At 63.0% G+C, this 21,802-nt stretch carries 22 protein-coding genes; 14 read left to right on the forward strand and 8 right to left on the reverse strand.

Features of this window, described 5'->3' with window-relative positions; all coding sequences use genetic code 11:
- Positions 1 to 28 precede the first annotated feature (28 nt).
- The 8 genes from lpxB to AC1RNN_RS03120 all read left to right on the forward strand — a co-directional run bounded on the left by lpxB (position 29) and on the right by AC1RNN_RS03120 (position 8,854).
- The gene (gene lpxB, locus AC1RNN_RS03085; RefSeq protein WP_493087071.1) at positions 29 to 1,162 is read left to right on the forward strand and encodes a lipid-A-disaccharide synthase; all 1,134 of its coding nucleotides are present in this window, start codon (positions 29 to 31) and stop codon (positions 1,160 to 1,162) included.
- On the forward strand, positions 1,134 to 1,769 hold the full coding sequence (rnhB, locus tag AC1RNN_RS03090) for a ribonuclease HII (RefSeq protein WP_493086074.1): 636 nt from the start codon (positions 1,134 to 1,136) through the stop codon (positions 1,767 to 1,769). The genes lpxB and rnhB overlap by 29 nt, the downstream gene beginning before the upstream one ends.
- Positions 1,766 to 2,542 (forward strand): TrmH family RNA methyltransferase, encoded by a 777-nt coding sequence (locus AC1RNN_RS03095; protein ID WP_493086073.1) that lies wholly within the window; start codon positions 1,766 to 1,768, stop codon positions 2,540 to 2,542. The genes rnhB and AC1RNN_RS03095 overlap by 4 nt, the downstream gene beginning before the upstream one ends.
- 179 nt (positions 2,543 to 2,721) lie before the next feature.
- Entirely contained in the window at positions 2,722 to 3,888 is a 1,167-nt protein-coding gene (gene carA / locus AC1RNN_RS03100) for a glutamine-hydrolyzing carbamoyl-phosphate synthase small subunit (RefSeq protein ID WP_493086071.1), read from the forward strand.
- A complete protein-coding gene (gene leuE, locus AC1RNN_RS03105; RefSeq protein ID WP_493086069.1) occupies positions 3,885 to 4,553 on the forward strand; it encodes a leucine efflux protein LeuE in 669 nt (222 codons plus the stop codon). Before carA ends, leuE begins: the two co-directional genes overlap by 4 nt.
- 24 nt (positions 4,554 to 4,577) lie before the next feature.
- Positions 4,578 to 7,832: a carbamoyl-phosphate synthase large subunit gene (gene carB / locus AC1RNN_RS03110; protein ID WP_493086067.1), complete on the forward strand. Its 3,255-nt coding sequence runs from the start codon at positions 4,578 to 4,580 to the stop codon at positions 7,830 to 7,832.
- 109 nt (positions 7,833 to 7,941) lie between these two features.
- Positions 7,942 to 8,418, forward strand: a complete 477-nt coding sequence (gene greA, locus AC1RNN_RS03115) for a transcription elongation factor GreA (protein WP_493086065.1) — start codon at positions 7,942 to 7,944, stop codon at positions 8,416 to 8,418.
- Between the two features lies 1 nt (position 8,419).
- Positions 8,420 to 8,854 (forward strand): DUF4149 domain-containing protein, encoded by a 435-nt coding sequence (locus AC1RNN_RS03120; protein WP_493086064.1) that lies wholly within the window; start codon positions 8,420 to 8,422, stop codon positions 8,852 to 8,854.
- Between the two features lie 46 nt (positions 8,855 to 8,900).
- Here the strand turns inward: AC1RNN_RS03120 and AC1RNN_RS03125 are convergent, their stop codons facing one another.
- Both AC1RNN_RS03125 and AC1RNN_RS03130 read right to left on the reverse strand, forming a co-directional pair.
- Positions 8,901 to 9,374 (reverse strand): YhbY family RNA-binding protein, encoded by a 474-nt coding sequence (locus tag AC1RNN_RS03125; protein ID WP_493086063.1) that lies wholly within the window; start codon positions 9,372 to 9,374, stop codon positions 8,901 to 8,903.
- 51 nt (positions 9,375 to 9,425) lie between these two features.
- Positions 9,426 to 11,540 carry an adenylate/guanylate cyclase domain-containing protein gene (locus AC1RNN_RS03130; RefSeq protein WP_493086061.1) on the reverse strand — a complete coding sequence of 705 codons (2,115 nt, stop codon included), beginning with the start codon at positions 11,538 to 11,540 and terminating at the stop codon, positions 9,426 to 9,428.
- A gap of 126 nt (positions 11,541 to 11,666) precedes the next feature.
- Between AC1RNN_RS03130 and AC1RNN_RS03135 the strand changes: the two genes are divergently transcribed.
- From AC1RNN_RS03135 to AC1RNN_RS03160, 6 genes are all read left to right on the forward strand, one after another.
- Positions 11,667 to 12,326 carry an RlmE family RNA methyltransferase gene (locus tag AC1RNN_RS03135; protein ID WP_493086060.1) on the forward strand — a complete coding sequence of 220 codons (660 nt, stop codon included), beginning with the start codon at positions 11,667 to 11,669 and terminating at the stop codon, positions 12,324 to 12,326.
- 130 nt (positions 12,327 to 12,456) lie between these two features.
- A complete protein-coding gene (gene ftsH / locus AC1RNN_RS03140) occupies positions 12,457 to 14,370 on the forward strand; it encodes an ATP-dependent zinc metalloprotease FtsH (RefSeq protein ID WP_493086058.1) in 1,914 nt (637 codons plus the stop codon).
- Between the two features lie 96 nt (positions 14,371 to 14,466).
- Complete coding sequence (gene folP / locus AC1RNN_RS03145) at positions 14,467 to 15,339, forward strand: dihydropteroate synthase (RefSeq protein WP_493086057.1); 873 nt, start codon at positions 14,467 to 14,469, stop codon at positions 15,337 to 15,339.
- A 40-nt stretch (positions 15,340 to 15,379) separates the two neighbouring features.
- The gene (gene glmM, locus AC1RNN_RS03150) at positions 15,380 to 16,711 is read left to right on the forward strand and encodes a phosphoglucosamine mutase (RefSeq protein ID WP_493086055.1); all 1,332 of its coding nucleotides are present in this window, start codon (positions 15,380 to 15,382) and stop codon (positions 16,709 to 16,711) included.
- 4 nt (positions 16,712 to 16,715) lie between these two features.
- Complete coding sequence (locus tag AC1RNN_RS03155) at positions 16,716 to 17,216, forward strand: GNAT family N-acetyltransferase (RefSeq protein WP_493086054.1); 501 nt, start codon at positions 16,716 to 16,718, stop codon at positions 17,214 to 17,216.
- Positions 17,217 to 17,228: 12 nt separating this feature from the next.
- On the forward strand, positions 17,229 to 17,504 hold the full coding sequence (locus AC1RNN_RS03160; protein ID WP_493086053.1) for a hypothetical protein: 276 nt from the start codon (positions 17,229 to 17,231) through the stop codon (positions 17,502 to 17,504).
- A gap of 65 nt (positions 17,505 to 17,569) precedes the next feature.
- Here AC1RNN_RS03160 and AC1RNN_RS03165 read toward each other — a convergent pair whose 3' ends face one another.
- From AC1RNN_RS03165 to AC1RNN_RS03190, 6 genes are all read right to left on the reverse strand, one after another.
- Complete coding sequence (locus AC1RNN_RS03165; RefSeq protein WP_493086051.1) at positions 17,570 to 18,931, reverse strand: ATP-grasp domain-containing protein; 1,362 nt, start codon at positions 18,929 to 18,931, stop codon at positions 17,570 to 17,572.
- Between the two features lie 16 nt (positions 18,932 to 18,947).
- The gene (gene arsH / locus AC1RNN_RS03170; RefSeq protein WP_493086049.1) at positions 18,948 to 19,682 is read right to left on the reverse strand and encodes an arsenical resistance protein ArsH; all 735 of its coding nucleotides are present in this window, start codon (positions 19,680 to 19,682) and stop codon (positions 18,948 to 18,950) included.
- The gene (gene arsC, locus AC1RNN_RS03175; protein ID WP_493086048.1) at positions 19,660 to 20,079 is read right to left on the reverse strand and encodes an arsenate reductase (glutaredoxin); all 420 of its coding nucleotides are present in this window, start codon (positions 20,077 to 20,079) and stop codon (positions 19,660 to 19,662) included. The genes arsH and arsC overlap by 23 nt, the downstream gene beginning before the upstream one ends.
- Positions 20,076 to 20,783 carry an aquaporin gene (locus AC1RNN_RS03180; protein ID WP_493086046.1) on the reverse strand — a complete coding sequence of 236 codons (708 nt, stop codon included), beginning with the start codon at positions 20,781 to 20,783 and terminating at the stop codon, positions 20,076 to 20,078. Before AC1RNN_RS03180 ends, arsC begins: the two co-directional genes overlap by 4 nt.
- Positions 20,780 to 21,280 carry an arsenate reductase ArsC gene (locus tag AC1RNN_RS03185; RefSeq protein ID WP_493086044.1) on the reverse strand — a complete coding sequence of 167 codons (501 nt, stop codon included), beginning with the start codon at positions 21,278 to 21,280 and terminating at the stop codon, positions 20,780 to 20,782. Before AC1RNN_RS03185 ends, AC1RNN_RS03180 begins: the two co-directional genes overlap by 4 nt.
- 110 nt (positions 21,281 to 21,390) lie before the next feature.
- Positions 21,391 to 21,741 carry an ArsR/SmtB family transcription factor gene (locus AC1RNN_RS03190; protein WP_493086042.1) on the reverse strand — a complete coding sequence of 117 codons (351 nt, stop codon included), beginning with the start codon at positions 21,739 to 21,741 and terminating at the stop codon, positions 21,391 to 21,393.
- Positions 21,742 to 21,802: the final 61 nt, after the last annotated feature.

Raw genomic sequence — 21,802 nt, forward strand, 5'->3', positions numbered from 1 at the left:
CGCCCCCGCGGCGGCCCCTATGCTGGCCATGGTGGCCGGAGAGGCTTCGGGCGACCTGCTGGCCGGTCTGCTGCTGCAGGGCGTGCGCCGGCGCTGGCCTGACCTGAGTGCCGAGGGCATCGGCGGCCCGCAGATGGCCAAACAGGGTTTTGCTGCCTGGTGGCCGCACCACAAGCTGGCCGTGCACGGCTTCAGCTGGGAGCTGCTCAAGCGTTACCGCGAGATCGTGGGCATACGCCGGCAACTGGGCGACCGTTTGCTCGGCGCCAGGCCCGATGTCTTCATCGGCGTGGATGCCCCGGATTTCAATCTGGATCTGGAAGCCCGCCTCAAGGGGCAGGGCGTCAAGACGGTGCACTTTGTCTGTCCCTCCATCTGGGCCTGGCGCCCGGAGCGGGTCGAAAAGATCCACCGCAGTGCGGACCACGTACTGTGCCTGTTCCCCTTTGAGCCCGCTTTGCTGGCCGCCCATGGCATCGCCGCCACCTATGTGGGGCACCCACTGGCCAACGTCATTCCTATGGAGCCGGACAAGGCGGCCGCGCGTCACGCGCTGGGTTTGGCGGATGAGGACAAGGTGGTCGCCATCCTGCCGGGCAGCCGCCAGTCCGAGATCCGTCACCTGGCTTTGCGCTTCTTTCGGGCTGCAGCCCTCGTCCAATCTGCGCAAGCAGCTACGAAATTCATAGTGCCCTGTGTGCCGGGTCTGCTGCCGGAGATTGAAAAGCTGGCGCAGCAAAGCGGCATGAAGGGCCGCCTGCAACTGCTCAGCGGACAGTCGCACACCGCGCTGGCAGCCTGCGACGTGACGCTGATTGCCAGCGGCACCGCCACGCTGGAGGCTGCGCTGTTCAAGCGCCCCATGGTCATTGGCTACCACATGGCCTGGTTGTCCTGGCAGATCATGCGGCGCAAACGCCTGCAGCCCTGGGTGGGCCTGCCCAACATCCTGTGCGAGCGCTTTGTGGTGCCCGAGCTGCTGCAAGACGCTGCCACGCCCGAGGCGCTGGCGCGGGAAGTCCTGGCCTGGCTGGATGCCCCCCGCAACAACCCTGCGAAAATGGCGGACCTGTATTCCACCTTCTCCGCCCTGCACACCAGCCTGCAGCGCGACACCGCTACCCTTGCCGCCGATGCCATCGAAAAAGTTCTCCAAGCCTGAGCCTGCCCGTCAGGTCGCTTTTACCTGGGACCTGCCGGGTCTGGTGGCAGGTGTGGACGAAGCGGGCAGGGGCCCGCTGGCCGGGCCTGTGGTGGCGGCCGCCGTCATCTTGGACGACTTGAACCCGATTGCCGGTCTCAATGATTCCAAGAAGCTCACCGCGCTCAAACGCGAGAAGCTGTTTGACGAAATTCGCGCCAAGGCCCTGTGCTGTTCCATCGCCCAGGCGAGCGTGGAAGAGATTGACCAGATCAACATCCTGCAAGCCACCATGCTGGCCATGCGCCGCGCCGTGGAGGGCCTGCGCCTCAAGCCCGCCAAAGTGCTGGTGGACGGCAATCGTCTGCCGGTGCTGGATGTGCTGGCCGAAGCTATTGTGCGTGGTGATGCCACCGTGCCCGCTATCTCCGCTGCCTCTATCCTGGCCAAGGTCACGCGCGACCGCTGGTGTGCCACGCTGGATCAGCAGTACCCACAATACGGCTTTGCCGGCCACAAGGGTTATGGCACGGCAGAGCACCTGGCCGCGCTCCAGGCCCACGGCGCATGCCCCGAACACCGCAAGACCTTCGCGCCCGTCACTCAGGTGCTGCATATTTCCCCATGAGTGAACCTGTCTTCATCACCTCGCGCGAGAACGCGCTGCTCAAGGAGTTGCGCAAGCTCAGCACGGACAACACTGCCTACCGCAAGGCCGGGCGCTTCTGGGTGGAGGGCGACCACTTGTGCGGCGCGGCGTTGCACCGTGGCCTGAAACCTGCCGTGCTGGTGGTTTCAGAGTCATTTCTACCGCTAGCCCCCGTGGAATATGCGCGAGCAGCTACAAAAATCATAGTGATTCCCGATGCGCTGTTCCGCGAACTGAGCGGGCTGGAGTCGCCCGCCAAGGTCGGCTTTGTGCTGGAGTTGTCGCTGGATACCGCGCTGCAGCCCGGCGCCGCCACTGTGATCCTAGACCGCGTGCAGGATGCCGGCAATGTGGGTTCCATTCTGCGCAGCGCGGGTGCCTTTGGTTTCCGCCAAGTGCTGGCGCTCAAGGGCACCGCAGCGCTCTGGAGTCCCAAGGTGCTGCGCGCTGGCATGGGCGCGCACTTTGGCCTGCAGCTGGTCGAAGGCCTGGAGCTGTCTGATCTGGACGCCTTGAAGGTTCCCCTGGTGGTCACGAGCTCCCACCAGGGCGATCTGGTGCAGAAGCTGGACTTGCCGCACCCCTGCGCCTGGGCCATGGGCCACGAAGGGCAGGGCGTCTCGGCCGAATTGATGGCGCGCGCCCGCGTGTTCGCCCGCATTGGCCAGCCAGGGGGCGAGGAGTCGCTCAATGTAGCGGCGGCGGCGGCGATTTGCCTGCATGCCAGCAGCCTGAAACTTGCGCCCAACTGACCCGGGCCTGCCAGCCTCCGCTATAATGGGAGGCTTTCCAGAAAACAGCCGTCCCAAGCGCAGTTCAAGCAACATTCCCTCATAAAAAGCACCCGCCAGGAGCCATTCTTGGTGTGGCACTCGCCAAGAGATCTTCTTGAGCGCGTTTGGGCGTACCCGTAACCCATTCGGAGAAACCAGTGCTTTTGTCTCTCAAGGGAATCACCCCACCCGCCATCCTGGCGCTCGCAGACGGCACGGTCTATATTGGCAATTCCATCGGAGCCGCCGGCTCCACCGTCGGTGAGGTGGTGTTCAACACCTCCATGACCGGCTACCAGGAGATCCTCACAGATCCCAGCTATTGCCAGCAGATCGTCACCCTGACCTACCCCCACATCGGCAACTACGGCATCAACCCCGAGGACGTGGAGTCCAACAAGGTCTATGCCGCTGGTCTCATCATCAAAGACCTGCCCTTGGTCGCCAGCAACTTCCGCAAGACCCAGACGCTGACCGAATACCTGGTCGCCGAAGGCACCGTGGCAATTGCTAACCTCGACACCCGCCAACTGACCCGCCAACTGCGCACCCAGGGCGCGCAAAACGGCTGCATCCTGGCGCTGGCCGCCGGTGAGTCCGTCACCAAGGAAGTCATCGAAAAGGCGGTGGCTGCTGCCAAGGGCGCGCCCAGCATGGCTGGTCTGGACTTGGCCAAGGTGGTCTCCAGCAAGGTCAGCTACGGCTGGACCGAGGCTGAGTGGACACTGGGTGAAGGCTATGGCCAGCAAACCGCTCCCAAGTTCCACGTGGTGGCTTACGACTTCGGTGTGAAGAAAAACATCCTGCGCATGTTGGCCGAACGTGGCTGCAAGGTCACTGTGGTGCCCGCACAGACCTCTGCCGCGGAGGTGCTCAAGCTCAGCCCCAACGGCATCTTCCTGTCCAACGGCCCTGGCGACCCGGAGCCTTGCGACTACGCGATTGCTGCGGCCAAGGAGCTCATAGAGACCGGTACGCCCACCTTCGGCATCTGCCTGGGCCACCAGATCATGGCCCTGGCCAGCGGGGCAAAGACCTTCAAGATGAAGTTCGGCCACCACGGCGCCAACCATCCGGTCAAGGACCTGGATAGTGGCCGCGTCTCCATCACCAGCCAGAACCACGGTTTTGCGGTGGACGAGAAGAGCTTGCCGGCCAACCTGCGCCCCACGCACATCAGCCTGTTCGACAACACGCTGCAGGGCCTGGAGCGCACCGACAAGCCGGCCTTCTGCTTCCAGGGGCACCCCGAAGCATCGCCCGGCCCGCACGACATCGGCTACCTGTTTGACCGCTTTATCAGCGAGATGAAAAAACGCGCATGAGCTTCTACGGTGTCACCGACCTCTGGACCTACGTGATAGGCGCTATCGGCATCATTTTGTTGCCAGGCCCGAACTCGCTCTATGTTCTGTCGGTAGCCACCGTACGCGGCGTGAAAGCGGGCTACCAGGGCGCTTGTGGCGTGTTTGTGGGCGACACCATTTTGCTGGTGTTCACCGCGCTGGGCGCTGCCAGCCTCCTGCGTACCTACCCGCCGTTGTTCATGGTGGTGAAGTACGCGGGCGCGGCCTACCTGACCTGGGTGGGCGTGAACCTGCTGATCGCCGCTTTCAAGAAGTGGCGCAGTGCGGATGTGGCGGACCTGTCGGCGCAGACGGCCGTGGCCGAAGCGGCAGCCAATATGCAGCAGCCCTTCAAGCGCGCCCTGGTCATCAGCCTGCTCAACCCCAAGGCCATCCTGTTCCTGCTGTCCTTCTTCGTGCAGTTCATTGACCCGAACTACGACACGCCCGCGATTCCCTTCCTGATCCTGGGCTCCATCATCATGGTCTTCAGCGCGCTGTACCTGTCCGCCCTGATTTTTGCCGGCGCCCGCCTGGCCCAGGGCTTTGGTCGCCGCAAGCGCCTCTCCGCCAGCCTGTCCAGTGCCGTGGGCGGCCTGTTCATGTGGTTTGGCGCCAAGCTGGCCACCGCCAGTCTGAATTAATTTGAAAAGCAAAGAGCACCCGAAATGCCAAAACGTACTGACATCAAGAGCATCCTGATCATTGGCGCTGGCCCCATCATCATTGGCCAAGCCTGCGAGTTCGACTACTCCGGCGTGCAAGCGTGCAAGGCCCTGCGTGAAGAGGGCTACAAGGTCATCCTGATCAACAGCAACCCCGCCACGATCATGACCGACCCGGCCACGGCCGACGTCACCTACATTGAACCCATCACCTGGCAAACTGTCGAGAAGATCATCGCCAAGGAAAAGCCCGACGCCATCCTGCCCACCATGGGCGGCCAGACCGCGCTGAACTGCGCGCTGGACCTCTGGCACCACGGCGTGCTGGACAAATACAAGGTCGAGCTGATCGGCGCTACGCCCGAAGCCATTGACAAGGCCGAAGACCGCCTCAAGTTCAAGGACGCCATGACCAAGATCGGTCTGGGTTCTGCACGTTCGGGCATCGCCCACAGCATGGATGAAGCCTGGGCGGTGCAGAAGTCGGTCGGCTTCCCTACGGTCATCCGCCCCAGCTTCACGCTGGGCGGCACGGGCGGCGGCATTGCCTACAACTCTGAAGAATTCGAGACCATCTGCAAGCGCGGCCTGGAAGCCTCGCCTACTAACGAGTTATTGATTGAAGAGTCCCTGCTCGGCTGGAAAGAGTACGAGATGGAAGTGGTGCGCGACAAGGCGGACAACTGCATCATCGTCTGCTCGATTGAAAACCTGGACCCCATGGGCGTGCACACCGGTGACTCCATCACCGTGGCCCCTGCACAAACGCTGACCGACAAGGAATACCAGATCCTGCGCAACGCCTCGCTGGCCGTGCTGCGCGAGATCGGGGTGGACACCGGTGGGTCGAACGTGCAGTTCTCCATCAACCCCAAGGACGGCCGCATGGTCGTCATCGAGATGAACCCGCGCGTCTCGCGCTCCTCGGCGCTGGCCTCCAAGGCCACCGGCTTTCCCATTGCCAAGGTGGCGGCCAAACTGGCCGTCGGCTTCACGCTGGACGAGCTGCGCAACGACATCACGGGTGGCGCCACGCCCGCGTCCTTCGAGCCCAGCATTGACTACGTGGTCACCAAGATCCCGCGCTTTGCGTTCGAAAAATTCCCCGCTGCCGACAGCCGCCTGACCACCCAGATGAAGTCGGTCGGTGAAGTGATGGCAATGGGTCGTACCTTCCAGGAGTCCTTCCAGAAAGCCCTGCGTGGCCTGGAAGTCGGCGTGGACGGCATGAACGAGAAGACCCAGGACCGAGAAGTACTGGAGAAGGAGCTGGGCGAACCCGGCCCCGAGCGCATCTGGTACGTGGGTGACGCCTTTGCCCAGGGCATGAGCGTGGACGAAGTGTTTGCGCTGACCAAGATCGACCCCTGGTTCCTGGTGCAGATCGAACAGATCGTGAAGCTGGAGCTCGAAATCGAGCGCCTGCCCCAGCCCGCCAGCGGCTCTGCGCTGGACAAAATTGACGCGGCTACGCTGCGCGGCCTCAAGCAAAAAGGTTTCTCGGACCGCCGCCTGGCCAAGCAGTTCAAGACAACTGACAAGGCTGTGCGTGAAAAGCGCCGCGCCCTGGGCGTGCGCCCCGTCTACAAACGTGTGGACACGTGTGCGGCCGAGTTTGCGACCAACACCGCATACATGTACTCCACCTACGAGGCCGAAGGCTCCGAGTGCGAAGCCGCGCCGACCGACAAGAAAAAAATCATGGTGCTGGGCGGTGGCCCCAACCGCATCGGCCAAGGCATCGAATTTGACTATTGCTGCGTGCACGCGGCGCTGGCCATGCGCGAAGACGGCTACGAGACCATCATGGTCAACTGCAATCCCGAAACCGTGTCCACCGACTACGACACTTCCGACCGCCTGTACTTCGAGCCCCTGACGCTGGAAGACGTGCTGGAAATCGTGGACAAGGAAAAGCCTGTGGGCGTGATCGTGCAGTACGGTGGCCAGACACCCCTGAAGCTTGCGCTGGATTTGGAAGCCAATGGAGTGCCCATCATCGGCACCACGCCCGACATGATTGATGCGGCCGAAGACCGTGAGCGCTTCCAGAAGCTGTTGCACGAACTCAAGCTGCGCCAGCCGCCCAACGCCACGGCCCGTACCGAGCCCGAAGCGCTGGAAAAGGCCGCTGCCCTGGGCTACCCCCTGGTGGTACGCCCCAGCTATGTGCTGGGTGGCCGCGCCATGGAAATCGTGCACGAGCAGCGCGACCTGGAACGCTACATGCGCGAAGCCGTCAAGGTCAGCAACGATTCGCCCGTGCTGCTGGACCGTTTCCTGAACGACGCCATCGAGTGCGACGTGGACTGCATCCGTGACAGTTCTGGCGCCACCTTCATCGGCGGCGTGATGGAACATATCGAGCAGGCCGGCGTGCACAGCGGTGACTCCGCCTGCTCGCTGCCTCCTTACAGCCTGGCTTCCGACACCGTGGCCGAACTCAAGCGCCAGTCTGCCGCCATGGCTGGTGCACTGAATGTGGTGGGTCTGATGAACGTGCAGTTCGCCATCCAGCAGGTCGACGGCAAGGACGTGATCTACGTGCTGGAAGTGAACCCCCGCGCCAGCCGCACCGTGCCCTATGTCTCCAAGGCCACGGGCATTCAGCTGGCCAAGGTGGCCGCTCGCTGCATGGCCGGCCAGACCCTGGCCAGCCAGGGCATCACCAAGGAAGTGACACCGCCATACTTCAGCGTCAAGGAAGCTGTGTTCCCCTTCGTCAAGTTCCCCGGTGTGGACACCATCCTCGGCCCCGAGATGAAGTCCACTGGTGAGGTGATGGGCGTGGGCGCCACCTTTGGCGAGGCCTTTGTGAAGAGCCAGTTGGGTGCTGGCGCCAAGCTGCCGCGCGGTGGCAAGGCCTTCATTTCCGTCAAGCAGGCTGACAAGCCGCGCGCCGTGGAAGTGGCGCGCAAGCTCGCCGCCCAGGGCTTCGAGATCGTGGCCACCAAGGGCACCGCAGCGGCCATCACGGCAGCGGGCGTGGCCTGCGGCGTGGTGAACAAGGTGGCCGAAGGCCGCCCGCACATCGTGGACATGATCAAGAACGAGGAAATCTCCATGGTCGTCAACACCGTGGAAGAGCGCCGCAACGCGATCGCCGATTCCCGCCAGATCCGCACCTCGGCGCTGCTGGCCCGCGTGACGACGTACACCACCATCGCCGGTGCCGAAGCCGCAGTGGAAGGCATGAAGTACCTGGACAGCCTGGGCGTGATTTCGGTGCAGGAGATGCACGCCGAACTTCAGGCCTGAATGCTTGGATAAGTTGGCATAATCCTGCCAACTGCATGGGACAGTGCCGCGCGCAAGCGCCGCACTGTCCTTGTACTTTGAGGCCCCCAAAAACCCAGCAAGAGACACCATGGCAACCTATCCCATTACCAAGCGCGGCGCAGAAATGCTCAAGGCCGAGCTGCACAAACTCAAGACCGTGGAGCGTCCCTCGGTCATCCAGGCGATCGCCGAAGCGCGGGCGCAGGGCGACCTGAGCGAGAACGCCGACTACGACGCGGCCAAGGAACGCCAAGGCTTCATCGAAGGCCGTATCCAGGAAGTGGAGGGCAAGCTGTCCGCTGCCCAGGTAATCGATCCCTCCGGCATCCAGGCCGATGGCCGCGTGGTGTTTGGCGCCACGGTGGAACTGGAAGACGAGGACACGGGCGACCGCGTCAAGTACCAGATCGTGGGCGAAGACGAGGCCGACCTCAAGCAGGGGCTCATTAACATCAATTCCCCGATCGCGCGCGCACTGATCGGCAAGGAAGAGGGTGACACCGCCGTGGTGCAGGCCCCGGGCGGCGAACGCGCCTACGAAGTCGTGGCCGTCCACTACATCTGAGATGCGCCAGCTCCCGCTCTGGATTGCCGCAGCCTGGGCCATGAGCCTGAGCATGCTGGGCTTTCTGGTGGTGCCCATGCTGTTTGTGCACCTGCCAACGCCCGCGATGGCCGGGCAGATGGCGGCCAAGCTGTTCACGGCACAGACCTGGGTGTCGGTGGCCTGTGGCGTCCTGCTGCTTCTCACTTTCAGGTCTCACAAGGCGCTAGCCCCTGTGGATACTGCGCAAGCAGCTACGCTTTTTGTAGTGGCCGGCGTGCTGCTGGCCCTGCTGGTGGAACTGGCGGTCGCTCCGCGCATCGTGGCCCACGAAAACCTGGCGCTGTGGCACAAGGTTGGCACCGCCATGTACTTTGGCCAATGGGTGTGTGCATTGCTGGTGTTTGGCAAGCTGGTCCGAGCGGCATCGCTGCCACCCGTGGTGGAGCAGACATAAAAAAACGGAGCCTTCGGGCTCCGTTTTCATTGGGGGGGTCAGCAGTTCAGGTCTGGCTGCGTTTCTTCACGCTGGTCTGGGGCTTGGGTTTGGCGCGTTTGATGTTGCCGCCGGGCGTCAGGCGCTGGTTGCCCAGCACGCGCAGGGTCTTCACTTCGGGGCGCTGGCCGGCCTTGCCGAATTTGAGCACCTTGAAGTCGCGCGGACCGGGCTTGCGGTCCTCATCCACGGTCTTTTCCTTGACGGGCTTGGGGCGCCACAGCACAAGCAGCTTGCCAATGTGCTGAATGGGGGCGGCATTGAGCTCGTCGGCCAGGGTCTTGAGCATCTCATCGCGGGCCAGGCGGTCGTCGGAGAACACCCGCACCTTGATCAGGCCATGGGCGTTGAGGGCGGCATCGATTTCTTTTTTGACGTTGGCTGTCAGGCCATCGCCGCCCACCAGGACCACGGGGTCCAGGTGGTGGGCCTCAGCGCGATGGTCTTTGCGCTGGGCAGGAGTCAGTTGAATTTGGGGCATACCCGTATTATCGGCGCAATGCTGCTTGGGCGATATGGACTCTTGCGTCCATCAGCTTGGCGACAGGTCCGTGACCCGCTGGACCTGGCATTTGTCCAGCATGCGCTGTGCCACGGCATCCTGCGGGAAGCGCGCCAGAATGGCGGCATAGGCTTCCGCTGCACCCACAAAGTCGTTGTCCGCATAGCGGGCATAGGCTTCCACCGTCAGATTGCAGAGGCGGACTTCCTCGGGCGTGGCGGCGGTTTCTGCATCGCCATCACGGATGGCTAGCAGCTCGTAGACCAGCAGTTCGCCCTTGCGGCCTTTGACCGTGACCGTATCGATGGGGCGTAGCCACAGGCGCTCGCCCGCCGCCCGGTAGACCGCGTGGCTCACGCAGACCCAGGTGCCCAGTTCCTTGTTCATGCCTTCCAGGCGTGCGGCCACGTTCACGCCGTCGCCCATCACGGTGTAGCTCACCCGTTCGGCTGAACCTACGTTGCCGACCAGCACCGAGTCGCTGTGGATGCCTATGCGCACCCTGAGGGGGGACATGGACTGCGATGCCCACTCCTGGTTGCGCAGTGCCATGCGGCGCTGTGAGCGCACCGCAGCCACGCAGGCCAGGTAGGCGTGGTTCTCCAGCGGGTTGGGCGCGCCCCAGAACGCCATCACCGCATCGCCAATGTATTTGTCCACCGTGCCGTGTTCCTGTTCGATGGATTCGGTCACGCTTGCAAAATAGTCCGACACGCGGGACAGCAACTGCTGCGAGGGTTCGGACTCCGACAGGGTGGAGAAGCCTTCCAGGTCGGTAAAGAACAGCGTGAGGTAGCGGCTCTCCACGCCCAGGCGCGTACCTTGGCCCGAGTCGATCAATTGCTTGACCAGTCCGCGGGGCACGTAGGAAGTGAACGACTCCAAGCCCCGTGTCAGCGTGAACACGGCCTTGGCCAGATGGCTGATTTCGGCAATGCGTGACTCCACCATGGGGGCCTGCAGGAACTCGAAATTACGGACATGCACCACCTCATCGGCCAGCTGCTCGATGGGACGGGACAGCGCGCGGGACAGGCGGTAAATCAGCGCCAGTTGCAGGCAGAACACCAGGGCTCCAAAGATCAGCAGCCGGCGGTTGGTTTCCTTGATGCCGCCCACAAAGTCGTCGGTGGGCGCGATGATGAGCAGCTCCCAGGGCTTCTTGAAGTCCTTGGGGAAGGGCGAGAAGATGCCGATGTACTCGGTGTTGTCCGGCCCGGCGGTGAAGTGAAAGCGATCGGTGCCGCTGCGGATGCGCTCGGCCAGGGCGGCTGTCACCCGCACATCGCCCAGCTTGCTGAGCTGGTTCTGCACCAGTTCCTTGTCCTTGAGCGTGAGGCCTCGTTCAAACTCGGGGTGGGCGATCACGCCGCCATGGTCGTCGGCGACGATGGTGACGCTGTTGGGGCTGACGCGGTTGTCCGACAGAAAGCGCGACAGGGTCTTGAGCGTGAGGTCGATGGAGAACACGCCGGTAGTCTGCGTACTGGAGACGATGGGTGCGGTGACCGTGATCCCCAGCTCGCCCGAACTCGCAAAAGGGTAGACGTCGGAGACCGTGAGCGTTTGCAGGCGCACGGCCTCCTTGTAGTAGCCGCGTGTGCGCGGGTCATAGGTCACCGGGCCGGCATCCTGGCCCAGCACGTTGCCCCAGGCGCCATGGAAGCGGTAGTGGTCTTGCGCCTCGGTGCCGGTGGGGATGTTGCGCTTGTCGATGAAGCGCTCGACGATCTGCGTGCCTTCGGGTACCGGCTTGTCCAGCACCGGGCGGCCCGGCACCACGCGGCGCACCTGGCGGAAGCTGCCGTCGTCAAAGGCCGCGTAGGCGGCGTAGACAGCCTCATTGGAGGCGACGATTTCGTGCAGGTAGTCCGAGGCGTTGGGCTCGCGGAAATAGTCGGGCTTGTCGCGCATCAGCGTGCCGGCGGCGCGTGCATTGCTGATGAAGGGGTTGAGTAGGCGTTCGGCGTTGTGGAAGTTCTCGCGTACCGACTTTTCGATGAACTTGTTCGAGTAGTCCTCAATGAGCAGCGCGTTGGCCCGGTAGCTCACCACCAAAAAAGCAATGATGACGGGCAGCGTCAGCACGACAAACAGCCAACTGATAGTGACGTGAAGTTTGACGTTGCGTTGGAACAGGGGCATGCCTTCCTCTCGATGGGGCGCCTTGCTGCAGCGAAGGCAAACGCTCAACTATAGAGGAGAAGGGTGACAACTTGTAAGCGAAAAGCCGGAAAAGCCGGACAATCAGGGCCTTCCTGGAAAACCTGCATGAAAACACCTGCCAAGGGCAAAAAGGTCAACAAGGCCTGGCTGCACGACCACATCAACGATCCCTACGTCAAGCTGGCGAACAAGGAGGGCTACCGCGCCCGTGCCGCCTACAAACTCAAGGAAATTGATGAAACCCTGCAACTAGTGCGTCCCGGCCAGTTGGTGGTGGACCTGGGTTGCACCCCGGGTGCCTGGAGCCAGTACCTGCGCCGGCGTCTCTCGCCACAGGGGGCGGCCGTGGGCGCGCTGGATGGTGCCATCATCGGTCTGGACCTGTTGCCCATGGATCCTATCGAAGGCGTCACCTTTATCCAAGGCGACTTCCGCGAAGAGGCCACGCTGGCCCAACTGCAGGAGGCTCTGGGCGGCCAGCAGGCCGATCTGGTGGTGTCGGACATGGCGCCCAACCTCTCGGGCATCTCGTCGGCCGACGCGGCGCGCGTGGAATATCTGATCGAGCTGGCCATCGATTTTGCCCAGAGCCACATGAAGCCGCAGGGTGCGCTGGTGGCCAAAGTATTCCATGGAGCGAGCTACAACGAAGTGGTGCAGCGCTTCAAGGCCGCCTTTGTCACCGTCAAGACGCTCAAACCCAAGGCCTCGCGCGACCGTTCATCGGAAACCTTCCTGATCGGCCTGGGCCTCAAAAGCCGTTAAATACTTGTCATATTCCCATGCTCTTTCTATGGCTGTAGGCGGCGAAAAAGGCGCTTTCACGGCTTGAAACGCCTAAAATGGGTCCCAAGTACGCAAGGTCCGTCTACTTGCGGCAGTATTGGAGCTTCGCTTGAACAATCAATGGTTTTCTAAAGTTGCAGTGTGGTTGGTGGTGGCCTTCGTGCTGTTCGCCGTCTTCAAGCAGTTTGACTCCCGCAATGCGGCCTCCGGTTCCGTGGCCTATTCCGATTTCCTGGAACAGGTCCGCAGCAAGCAAATCAAGTCCGCCGTTATTCCCGAAGGCGTGGGTGGTGGCGAGATCGTGGCTGAAACCACCGATGGCCGCCGCATTCGCACCAACGCCACCAATCTGGACCGCGGTCTGGTCAGCGACCTGATCGCCAACAACGTCAAGTTCGACGTCAAGCAGCGCGAAGAGCAATCCCTCCTGATGACCCTGCTGATCAGCTACGGGCCCATCCTGCTGCTGATCGGTGCCTGGCTGTATTTCATGCGCCAGATGCAAGGCGGTGGCAAGGGCGGCGCGTTCAGCTTCGGCAAGAGCAAGGCCCGCCTGCTCGATGAGAACACCAACACCGTGACCTTTGCTGACGTGGCTGGCTGTGACGAAGCGAAGGAAGAAGTGAAGGAGGTCGTGGACTTCCTGAAAGATCCCTCCAAGTTCCAGAAGCTGGGTGGTCGTATTCCGCGCGGCTTGCTGCTGGTCGGCCCTCCCGGTACCGGCAAGACGCTGCTGGCCAAGTCCATTGCGGGTGAAGCCAAGGTGCCGTTCTTCAGCATTTCGGGTTCCGACTTTGTGGAAATGTTTGTCGGCGTGGGTGCCTCCCGCGTGCGCGATATGTTCGAAAACGCGAAGAAGAACGCGCCCTGCATCATCTTCATCGACGAAATCGACGCCGTGGGCCGCCAGCGTGGCGCGGGCCTAGGCGGTGGCAATGACGAACGCGAGCAGACCCTCAACCAGATGCTGGTGGAGATGGACGGCTTTGAGACCAACGTCGGTGTGATCGTGGTGGCTGCCACCAACCGCCCTGACATTCTGGACGCCGCTTTGCTGCGCCCCGGTCGTTTCGACCGCCAGGTCTATGTGACCTTGCCCGACATCCGTGGCCGCGAGCAGATCCTGAACGTGCACATGCGCAAGGTGCCGCTGGGCCAGGACGTGAGCGCCATGACCATTGCCCGCGGCACGCCCGGCATGAGCGGTGCTGATCTGGCCAACCTGTGCAACGAAGCTGCCTTGATGGCAGCCCGTCGCAATGCGCGCCTGGTCGAGATGCAGGACTTCGAGAAGGCCAAGGACAAGATCATCATGGGCCCCGAGCGCAAGACCATGGTCATGCCCGAAGAAGAGCGCAAGAACACGGCTTACCACGAGTCTGGCCACGCCCTGATCGGCAAGCTGCTGCCCAAGTGCGACCCGGTGCACAAGGTCACCATCATTCCCCGTGGCCGTGCCCTGGGTGTGACCATGAGCCTGCCCGCGCAAGACCGCTACAGCTACGACAGCGAATTCATGCTGAACCAGATCAGCATGCTGTTTGGTGGCCGTATTGCCGAAGAAGTGTTCATGAACCAGATGACCACCGGCGCCAGTAACGACTTTGAACGTGCCACCTCCATCGCCCGCGACATGGTGACCCGCTACGGCATGACCGATGCGCTGGGCCCCATGGTCTACGCCGAGAATGAGGGTGAAGTGTTCCTGGGCCGCAGTGTGACCAAGACCACCAGCATGAGCGAACAGACCATGCAGAAGGTGGACTCCGAGGTGCGTCGCATCATCGACCAGCAGTACGCCCTGGCGCGCAAGCTGATCGAGGATAACAAGGACAAGATGCACGCCATGGCCAAGGCCCTGCTGGAGTGGGAAACCATAGACACTGAGCAATTGGACGACATCATGGCCGGCAAGGAGCCTCGTCCGCCCAAGGACTGGACACCGCGCAGCCCCAACAATGGTGGCGGCGGCAGCGGTGGCGCTCCGGCGGTGGCGGCGGATCCCGCACCCAGCGCAGCCTGAGGCTGCTTTACCTGATTCACAGGGCCTTCGGGCCCTGTGTTCTTTTAGGGGCAGCAGCCCCGGTTTTTCGCACGGCGAAAGCAGATAATTCCGCCCATGTTCTGGCAAACCTCCCGATTCGCCATCGACCTCAGCACCCCCAAGGTGATGGGCATCGTCAACGTCACGCCCGACTCGTTCTCGGACGGCGGCCAGTTTGCCGCGCGTGATTCAGCCCAGGCCCATTGCGAGCGCATGCTCAAGGATGGCGCCCATATTCTGGACATAGGCGGCGAATCCACCCGGCCCGGCGCACTGCCTGTGCCGCTGGAGGAAGAGCTTGCGCGCGTGCTGCCGGTCATCCGCCATGCGGTGACGCTGGGCGTGCCAGTTTCGATCGACACCTACAAGCCTGCGGTGATGCAGGCCGCGCTGGATCTGGGTGCCGACATCGTCAACGACATCTGGGCCCTGCGCTGGCGCGACGGGCAGGGTGGCCCCACGGGCGAATCCGTGGTGGCGGCACATCCGAACTGCGGCGTCTGCCTGATGCATATGCACCGCGACCCGCAGTCCATGCAGGTGGCGCCCATGGAGGGCGATGTGGTACCGCAGGTGCTATCGTTTTTGGAGCTGCTCGCGCAGAATCTACGGGGGCTGGGAGTCAATCAGGCCCGTATTTGCCTGGACCCGGGCATTGGCTTTGGCAAGACCGTGCAACAGAATTTTGCGTTGCTGGCGCGCCAGGCTCAGGCAGTACCCGCGGGCTACCCGGTGCTGGCCGGCTGGTCGCGCAAATCCTCGCTGGCGGCAGTGACGCAGACCTCGCTGAGCAATGCGGCCAGCATGGACGTGGACCAGCGCCGCGCGCCCAGCATCACGGCCGCCGTACTGGCCGTGCAGAACGGCGCCCACGTGGTGCGCGTGCACGATGTGCGCGACACCGTGGCCGCGCTCAAGGTATTGGCCGCAGCCCAGTCTGCAGCCTGAGCCACCCCGACATAGACAACAACACACAACAGGAATTTCAATGGGACGACAGTATTTCGGTACCGACGGCATTCGCGGTACCGTGGGGCAGGCCCCTATCACCCCCGACTTTGTGCTGCGCCTGGCGCATGCCGTAGGCCATGTGCTCAAGGAAACCGAGGCACGCCCCACGGTGCTGATTGGCAAGGACACCCGTATCTCGGGTTACATGCTGGAGAGCGCGCTGGAGAGTGGCTTCAATTCGGCTGGTGTGGATGTGGTTCTGCTCGGCCCGCTGCCCACACCGGGCGTGGCCTACCTGACGCGGGCGCAGCGCGCCTCGCTGGGGGTTGTCATCAGCGCCAGCCACAACCCCTTTGCCGACAACGGCATCAAGTTCTTCAGTGCCAAGGGCAGCAAGCTGTCTGACGCCTGGGAACTTGCGGTGGAAGCCGAGCTGGAAAAGCCGCCCGTCTGGGTGGACTCGGCCAGCCTGGGCAAGAGCCGCCGCCTGGACGATGCCGCCGGCCGCTACATCGAGTTCTGCAAGAGCACCTTTGACAAGGAACTCACGCTCAAGGGTCTGAAGATCGTGGTGGACGCCGCGCATGGCGCTGCCTATCACATTGCCCCCAAGGTGTTCCATGAGCTGGGCGCCGAAGTCATTGCGATTGGCTGCTCGCCCGATGGCCTGAACATCAACAAGGGCGTGGGTGCGACCCACCCCGAGGCGTTGGTCGCCGCCGTGAAAGAGCACAAAGCCGACTTTGGTGTGGCGCTAGACGGTGATGCCGACCGCCTGCAACTGGTGGATGCCGATGGACGCCTCTACAACGGCGACGAGCTGCTCTATCTGATGGCCGACGACCGCCTGGGCCGCGACGAGCATGTGCCCGGCGTGGTGGGCACGCTGATGACCAACATGGCCGTGGAAGTGGCGCTAAAGCAGCGCGGCGTGCAGTTTGTGCGTGCCAAGGTGGGCGACCGCTATGTGCTGGAGGATCTGGAGAAACACAAGTGGCTGTTGGGAGGCGAAGGCTCGGGCCACCTGCTGGCGCTGGACAAGCACACCACGGGTGACGGTCTGGTATCGGCCCTGCAGGTGCTGCAGGCCTGTGTGCGCAGCGAGAAAACCCTGGCCCAGTTGCTGCAGGGCGTGACCCTGTTCCCGCAGACCCTGATCAATGTGCGCCTGACCCCGGGTCAGGACTGGAAGAGCAATGCGCGCATGACCGAAGAGACCCAGGCGGCCGAAGCTGCGCTGGGCGACACCGGCCGCGTGCTCATCCGTGCCAGCGGCACCGAGCCCCTGGTGCGCGTGATGGTGGAAGCCCGCGAAGCTGCCCAAGCCCAGAGTTGGGCTCAGCGCATTGCCGACACCCTGAAAGCCTGACTCCATGACGAACGCCATCCGCGTGGTCCGTGCCGACTACGCCAACCCCGTGCACGCTGCGGCCCTGGTCATGCTGCTCGATGCCTATGCGATTGACCCCATGGGTGGTGGTGAGGGCCTGAGCGACTTTGCCAAAGCCAATCTGGTGCCCTCGCTGGCAGCGCGTCCGCATGCTTTCAGCGTGTTGGCTTTTGCATCCAACGACGACTCCACGCCCGTGGGGCTGGTGAACTGCATCGAAGGACTGTCCACCTTCATGTGCAAGCCGCTGGTGAATGTGCACGACGTGGCGGTGCTGCCCGGCTACCGCGGCCAGCGCATTGGCGAGCAGATGCTGGCGCTGGTGGAGCAGATCGCCGTGGAGCGCGGCGCCTGCAAGATGACGCTGGAAGTGCTGTCCGGCAACAAGGGCGCCGAGAAGTTGTACCAGCGCGTGGGCTTTGCCTACTACCAGCTGGACCCGGCCATGGGCCAGGCGGGCTTCATGCAGAAGTGGTTGGGTTGAACGGAGCACGCCATGTTCAAGATCTACTGGACTGACCACGCGCAACAGGCCCACGGCTGCGAGACCGATGACCTGTCGCAGGCGCTGCAGATCACCAAGGAGAAGCGTGACGCCGGCTTCAGCTTTGTGACCATGGCTAGCGAGAACCCACAGAGCGTGGGCAAGCCCGGGGTGGACGCCGTGGTCGACGGAAAGACCCCTGACGGGCACGACTACGACTGGTCCAAGGCGGGTCGCGCGGGCAAGCCGCGCAAAGGCGATCAGGTCATTACGAAAAAAGACTTCTGACCGGCGTATCCGGGCCGGGTACACAGAAAATACGCCTCTAGCCCCCGTGGATGTTGCGTAAGAAGCTATGTTTTTCGTAGCACATTGAACGGGCTGCCGCACGTGGTGGCATCGGTATCCTGTTCACATGACTGCAAGTCTGGGACCCACATCACTGGAGCAAAACCACCGCCAGCCGTGCGGAAGTTGGTGGTCTGCCCGCTGTAGGTGCGGGCGGCCAGCAGTTGCACGCGTCCCGCATAGGTGTAAGCGCGCAGGTCAAACTTCAGCTCGGTGGCTGTATCACCCACCTGCATGGCGCGCAGGGGTGGCGGTACCAGTGCCTGGGCAATGTAGTCGCCTTGCAGAATCTGCTCCCAGACTTTTTTGATGAGCTTGTCGCCGCGGTAGACCGCACGGGCGCCAAAACCATCCAGTGGTTTGAAGAACAGGTGTTTGCGTTGCTCCCAAAGCGCCGCCGCGTTCTCGGCACTGACGCGTTCGCAGGCAGGTACCGTGGCCAGCAGGGTGTGCTGGTCCGCAGGCGGCACGCCCAAGGACTGCAGCGCAGCAGCTTGGCCCAGCGTGACCAGGTGCTGTTTGTTGGCACGCAAGGCATGGGCACGCGGGTGGGGCGTCACCGCCACTGCGGTGTCCCGGTAGGCCTGGGCCAGTGCGGCGTGGGCGGGGTCTGACAGGTCAAAGTCGGTCAGGCGGTTGTAGACCAGGTCCAAGGCCAGTGCACCGGCGTAGAGCACACCGTCGCGCAGTTGCAGACGGGTAGGATCAATGACCACGGCCTGCATGCCGTGGCGCTGGAACAGCTCGGCAAACAAGGCGAACTCGGGCGCGAGGTACTGGCTCTGCGGCGCTTCGTCCACGATGGCGATGCTGCGCAAGGGGCGCGGTGCCTGCCCGCGCACGTGGTTGAACAAGTTCCACTCGGCTTGGAACATGGCCACGAACTCGTCCTCCAGCGTGGCCATGTTGCGGTAGGCGTTGAGTGCCGGGTTCATCAGCCCGCAGCAGACGGCCTGCGCGCGCAGCAACACCGCGTTGAGCATGGCACCGCCCGCGTTGGTGTTGATCTCAATGAGTTGGGGGCCTTGGGGTGTGAGGTGAAAGTCGTAGCCCATGAACACGCCCAGCGGGCCGTGGTCTGCATGGGCGATAGCGCTGGCGCCCGGCAGCACGTGCTGCGCCCAGGCGGGCAGAGACAAGGTGCGCTCCAGCGCTGCCACTGCCGCTTGCACCGCCTGCACCGTGGCGTGGGAGGCAAACACTGCCGTGTTGGCAAACAGGTGCGGGTGGGTGTGGGCCAAGGTGGCGGCTACATCGCGCAGGCCCGCATCGCGGCTCAGCTCCTGGCGCAGTTGCTCCGCGTCCAGGGTCTGGCATCGGCAGCCGTGGTTCAGTGCATCGGCCAGGGCGGTGGGTGGGTTGTGCATGGTAGATGGTGAATGGCTACAGGCTGCGTTGATTGACCCGTTGCATCAGTTGCTCCGCGCTTTCTTTGCGCTCGCTGTAGCGGTCCACGAGGTAGGGTGAGGCATCGCGGGTAAGCAGGGTGAACTTCATCAGCTCCTCCATCACATCGACCACACGGTCAAAGTAGGCAGAGGGCTTCATGCGATCGTCGTCGCCGAATTCCATGAACGCCTTGGCCACCGAGCTTTGGTTGGGGATGGTGAGCATGCGCATCCAGCGGCCCAGCACGCGCATCTGGTTGACGGCGTTAAAGCTTTGCGAGCCGCCGCTCACCTGCATCACCGCCAGCGTTTTGCCCTGGGTGGGACGCACCGCGCCGCTATTGAGCGGTATCCAGTCGATCTGCGCTTTCATGATGCCGGTCATGGCGCCGTGCCGTTCGGGCGAGGTCCAGACCATACCCTCAGACCACTGCGTCAGCTCGCGCAGCTCTTGCACCTTGGGGTGGGTGTCAGGCGCGTCGTCGGGCAGGGGCAGGCCGCCGGGGTTGAAGATGCGGGTTTCGGCGCCCATGGCCTGCAGCAGGCGGGCGGCCTCTTCGGTCAGCAACCGGCTGAAGGACCGGGGTCGCAGCGAACCGTAGAGCAGCGCTATGCGCGGGGCGTGGCTGGACGGCGTTGGCCGCAGCGCGGTGGCATCCGGCAGGCGAAAGTGCGCAGCCTCCAGTTGGGGTAGGGAGCTCAGCAACTCAGACACGTTCGCCCTTGGCATTGACCACTGCTTCGCCGTCCTCTTTGGTGAACGCTGCTTGTTGTGCGTTGGGCAGGATGTCCAGCACCAGCTCGGACGGTCTGCACAGACGGGTGCTCAGGGGCGTTTCCACCACGGGGCGGTTGATGAGGATGGGGTGGGCCAGCATGAAATCCAGCAACTCGTCGTCGGTCCACTTGGGGTTGCCCAAGTCCAGCTCTGCATAGGGCGTACCTTTTTCGCGCAGCAGCGGGCGTGGGCCGGTGCCCATAGCAGTCAGCAACTCTTGCAGGCGGGCCTTGGTGGGTGGGGTCTTGAGGTATTCAATAACAGTGGGCTCCACGCCACTGTTGCGGATCATGGCCAGTGTGTTGCGCGAGGTGCCGCAGGCAGGGTTGTGAAAAATGGTGATGGTCATACAGAAGTATTCTTGGGAGAAAGTGCTTGGGCCAAGGCTACGCCGAGAGCAGCGCCTACGGCTTGCACCAGCACAAAGCCGATGGCGCTGGCCGGTGCAATGCCGGCAAAGGTGTCGCTGAACATGCGGCCCATGACGGCCGCCGGGTTGGCAAACGAGGTGCTGGCGGTGAACCAGTAGGCCGCGCCGATGTAGCAGGCCACCAGCGCCGGGGCTTTGCCCTTGGGTGCCCGCAGGATGGTGAACAGCAGCCCGCCGGTAGCCACCGCTTCCGCCACCCACTGGCCCCAGCCGGTGAACTGGCCCGCAGCGTCCCAGCCGCCGCGCAGGTGTTGGCTGAAGTGCAGCAGCGGCAGCTCGAACATGGCGTTGGCCAGGGCTGCACCGGCCACCGCACCAGAGAGTTGAGCTGCTATAAAAAGCGTAGCTGCTCGCGCACTATTCTCAGGCGTTAGTTGCCCTTTTGACCACATTACGAGAGTGACCAGCGGGTTGAAGTGGGCGCCGCTCACGGGGCCCAGGCTTTCAATCAGCACGTACAGCGCAAACACCGTGGCCAGGGTGTTGGCCAGCAGGGCGACGCCGTCGTTGCCGCCACTGATGCGCTGGGCCATGATGCCTGAGCCGATGACGGCGCAGAGCAGGGCGGCGGTGCCAGCGAACTCTGCAAGTAGTTGCTTGGGCAGTGGAGTCGGTTCGCTCATCTTGATGCCAGCTCCTTGGCCGTTTGCTGGAGCACCATGACACTGAGCTTTTCTTCCGGCAGGTTGACCAGCAGGTCCAAGCGGCGGCGGATGGCGTGCAAGGTGTGCTTGAAAGCTTCTGCCTTCTGTTCGTCGCTGCCGTCGCCTGCAGACGGGTCTGCGTAGCCCCAGTGGGCGGTGGCGGGTTTGCCGGGCCAGAAGGGGCAGACTTCGCCGGCGGCGTTATCGCATACGGTGATGATCAGGTCCATGTGGGGGGCGTCGGGCAGGGCGAACTCGTCCCAGCTTTTGCTGCGCAGGCCTTCCACGCTGATGCCGGCATTGCGCAGGGTTTGCAGGCCGATGGGGTTGGGTTGCTGATTTTCGCGCGGGCTGCTGCCAGCGGAGAAGCCCTTGAAGCGACCGCCGCCGATGTGGTTGAGCGTGGCCTCAGCCAGGATGCTGCGGGCAGAGTTGTGGGTACACAAGAAGAGGACGTTGAGGGGCAATGTGGACATATTGGCTCCTGGTTTGATGGGAAAAAGGGATGTTTGCTATGAATTCAGTAGTTGCTTGCGCATGATCTATAAGGGCTGGGGGCTATTTGGTTTGTAAATGCGGGGCGGAGCTAACAGCTGGTGCAGCCTGCTGCGCCTGTGCCCTCGGTTACCTCGCAGCTTTCGCCCTGGCAGCAATGCATGGTCATGTAGGCCAGCAGGCCGTTCATATGTGCAAAGTTGGCGCGGTAAATCAGGTTGCGGCCACGCTGTTCGATGTCTACCAGCCCCGAGTGGGCCAGCTCCTTGAGGTGAAAGGACAGGGCGCTGGGCGCACTGTCGAGCTGCTGGGCCAGAGTGCCGGGCGTCAGGCCCTCCGGGCCTGCCACCACCAGCGCCTTGAAGGCACGCAGGCGCTGGGCCTGGGCCAGGGCGGTCAGGGCTTTGAGGGCCTGGGGTTCGTCAAAGGCTGTGGTGTTCATATTTCAATAATACTTGAAATATTGAATCGTTCAATACATCGCTGCGCAATGTCATAAAAGC

This window comes from Rhodoferax sp. GW822-FHT02D07, assembly GCF_058802405.1.

Bases quoted from the DNA above. Each gene is read 5' to 3' on its own strand.
- lpxB (WP_493087071.1), top strand. From the start codon at position 29: ATGGTGGCCGGAGAGGCTTCGGGCGACCTGCTGGCCGGTCTGCTGCTG.
- rnhB (WP_493086074.1), top strand. From the start codon at position 1,134: ATGCCATCGAAAAAGTTCTCCAAGCCTGAGCCTGCCCGTCAGGTCGCT.
- AC1RNN_RS03095 (WP_493086073.1), top strand. From the start codon at position 1,766: ATGAGTGAACCTGTCTTCATCACCTCGCGCGAGAACGCGCTGCTCAAG.
- leuE (WP_493086069.1), top strand. From the start codon at position 3,885: ATGAGCTTCTACGGTGTCACCGACCTCTGGACCTACGTGATAGGCGCT.
- carB (WP_493086067.1), top strand. From the start codon at position 4,578: ATGCCAAAACGTACTGACATCAAGAGCATCCTGATCATTGGCGCTGGC.
- greA (WP_493086065.1), top strand. From the start codon at position 7,942: ATGGCAACCTATCCCATTACCAAGCGCGGCGCAGAAATGCTCAAGGCC.
- AC1RNN_RS03120 (WP_493086064.1), top strand. From the start codon at position 8,420: ATGCGCCAGCTCCCGCTCTGGATTGCCGCAGCCTGGGCCATGAGCCTG.
- AC1RNN_RS03125 (WP_493086063.1), bottom strand. From the start codon at position 9,374: ATGCCCCAAATTCAACTGACTCCTGCCCAGCGCAAAGACCATCGCGCT.
- AC1RNN_RS03130 (WP_493086061.1), bottom strand. From the start codon at position 11,540: ATGCCCCTGTTCCAACGCAACGTCAAACTTCACGTCACTATCAGTTGG.
- AC1RNN_RS03135 (WP_493086060.1), top strand. From the start codon at position 11,667: ATGAAAACACCTGCCAAGGGCAAAAAGGTCAACAAGGCCTGGCTGCAC.
- folP (WP_493086057.1), top strand. From the start codon at position 14,467: ATGTTCTGGCAAACCTCCCGATTCGCCATCGACCTCAGCACCCCCAAG.
- glmM (WP_493086055.1), top strand. From the start codon at position 15,380: ATGGGACGACAGTATTTCGGTACCGACGGCATTCGCGGTACCGTGGGG.
- AC1RNN_RS03155 (WP_493086054.1), top strand. From the start codon at position 16,716: ATGACGAACGCCATCCGCGTGGTCCGTGCCGACTACGCCAACCCCGTG.
- AC1RNN_RS03160 (WP_493086053.1), top strand. From the start codon at position 17,229: ATGTTCAAGATCTACTGGACTGACCACGCGCAACAGGCCCACGGCTGC.
- AC1RNN_RS03165 (WP_493086051.1), bottom strand. From the start codon at position 18,931: ATGCACAACCCACCCACCGCCCTGGCCGATGCACTGAACCACGGCTGC.
- arsH (WP_493086049.1), bottom strand. From the start codon at position 19,682: ATGCCAAGGGCGAACGTGTCTGAGTTGCTGAGCTCCCTACCCCAACTG.
- arsC (WP_493086048.1), bottom strand. From the start codon at position 20,079: ATGACCATCACCATTTTTCACAACCCTGCCTGCGGCACCTCGCGCAAC.
- AC1RNN_RS03180 (WP_493086046.1), bottom strand. From the start codon at position 20,783: ATGAGCGAACCGACTCCACTGCCCAAGCAACTACTTGCAGAGTTCGCT.
- AC1RNN_RS03185 (WP_493086044.1), bottom strand. From the start codon at position 21,280: ATGTCCACATTGCCCCTCAACGTCCTCTTCTTGTGTACCCACAACTCT.
- AC1RNN_RS03190 (WP_493086042.1), bottom strand. From the start codon at position 21,741: ATGAACACCACAGCCTTTGACGAACCCCAGGCCCTCAAAGCCCTGACC.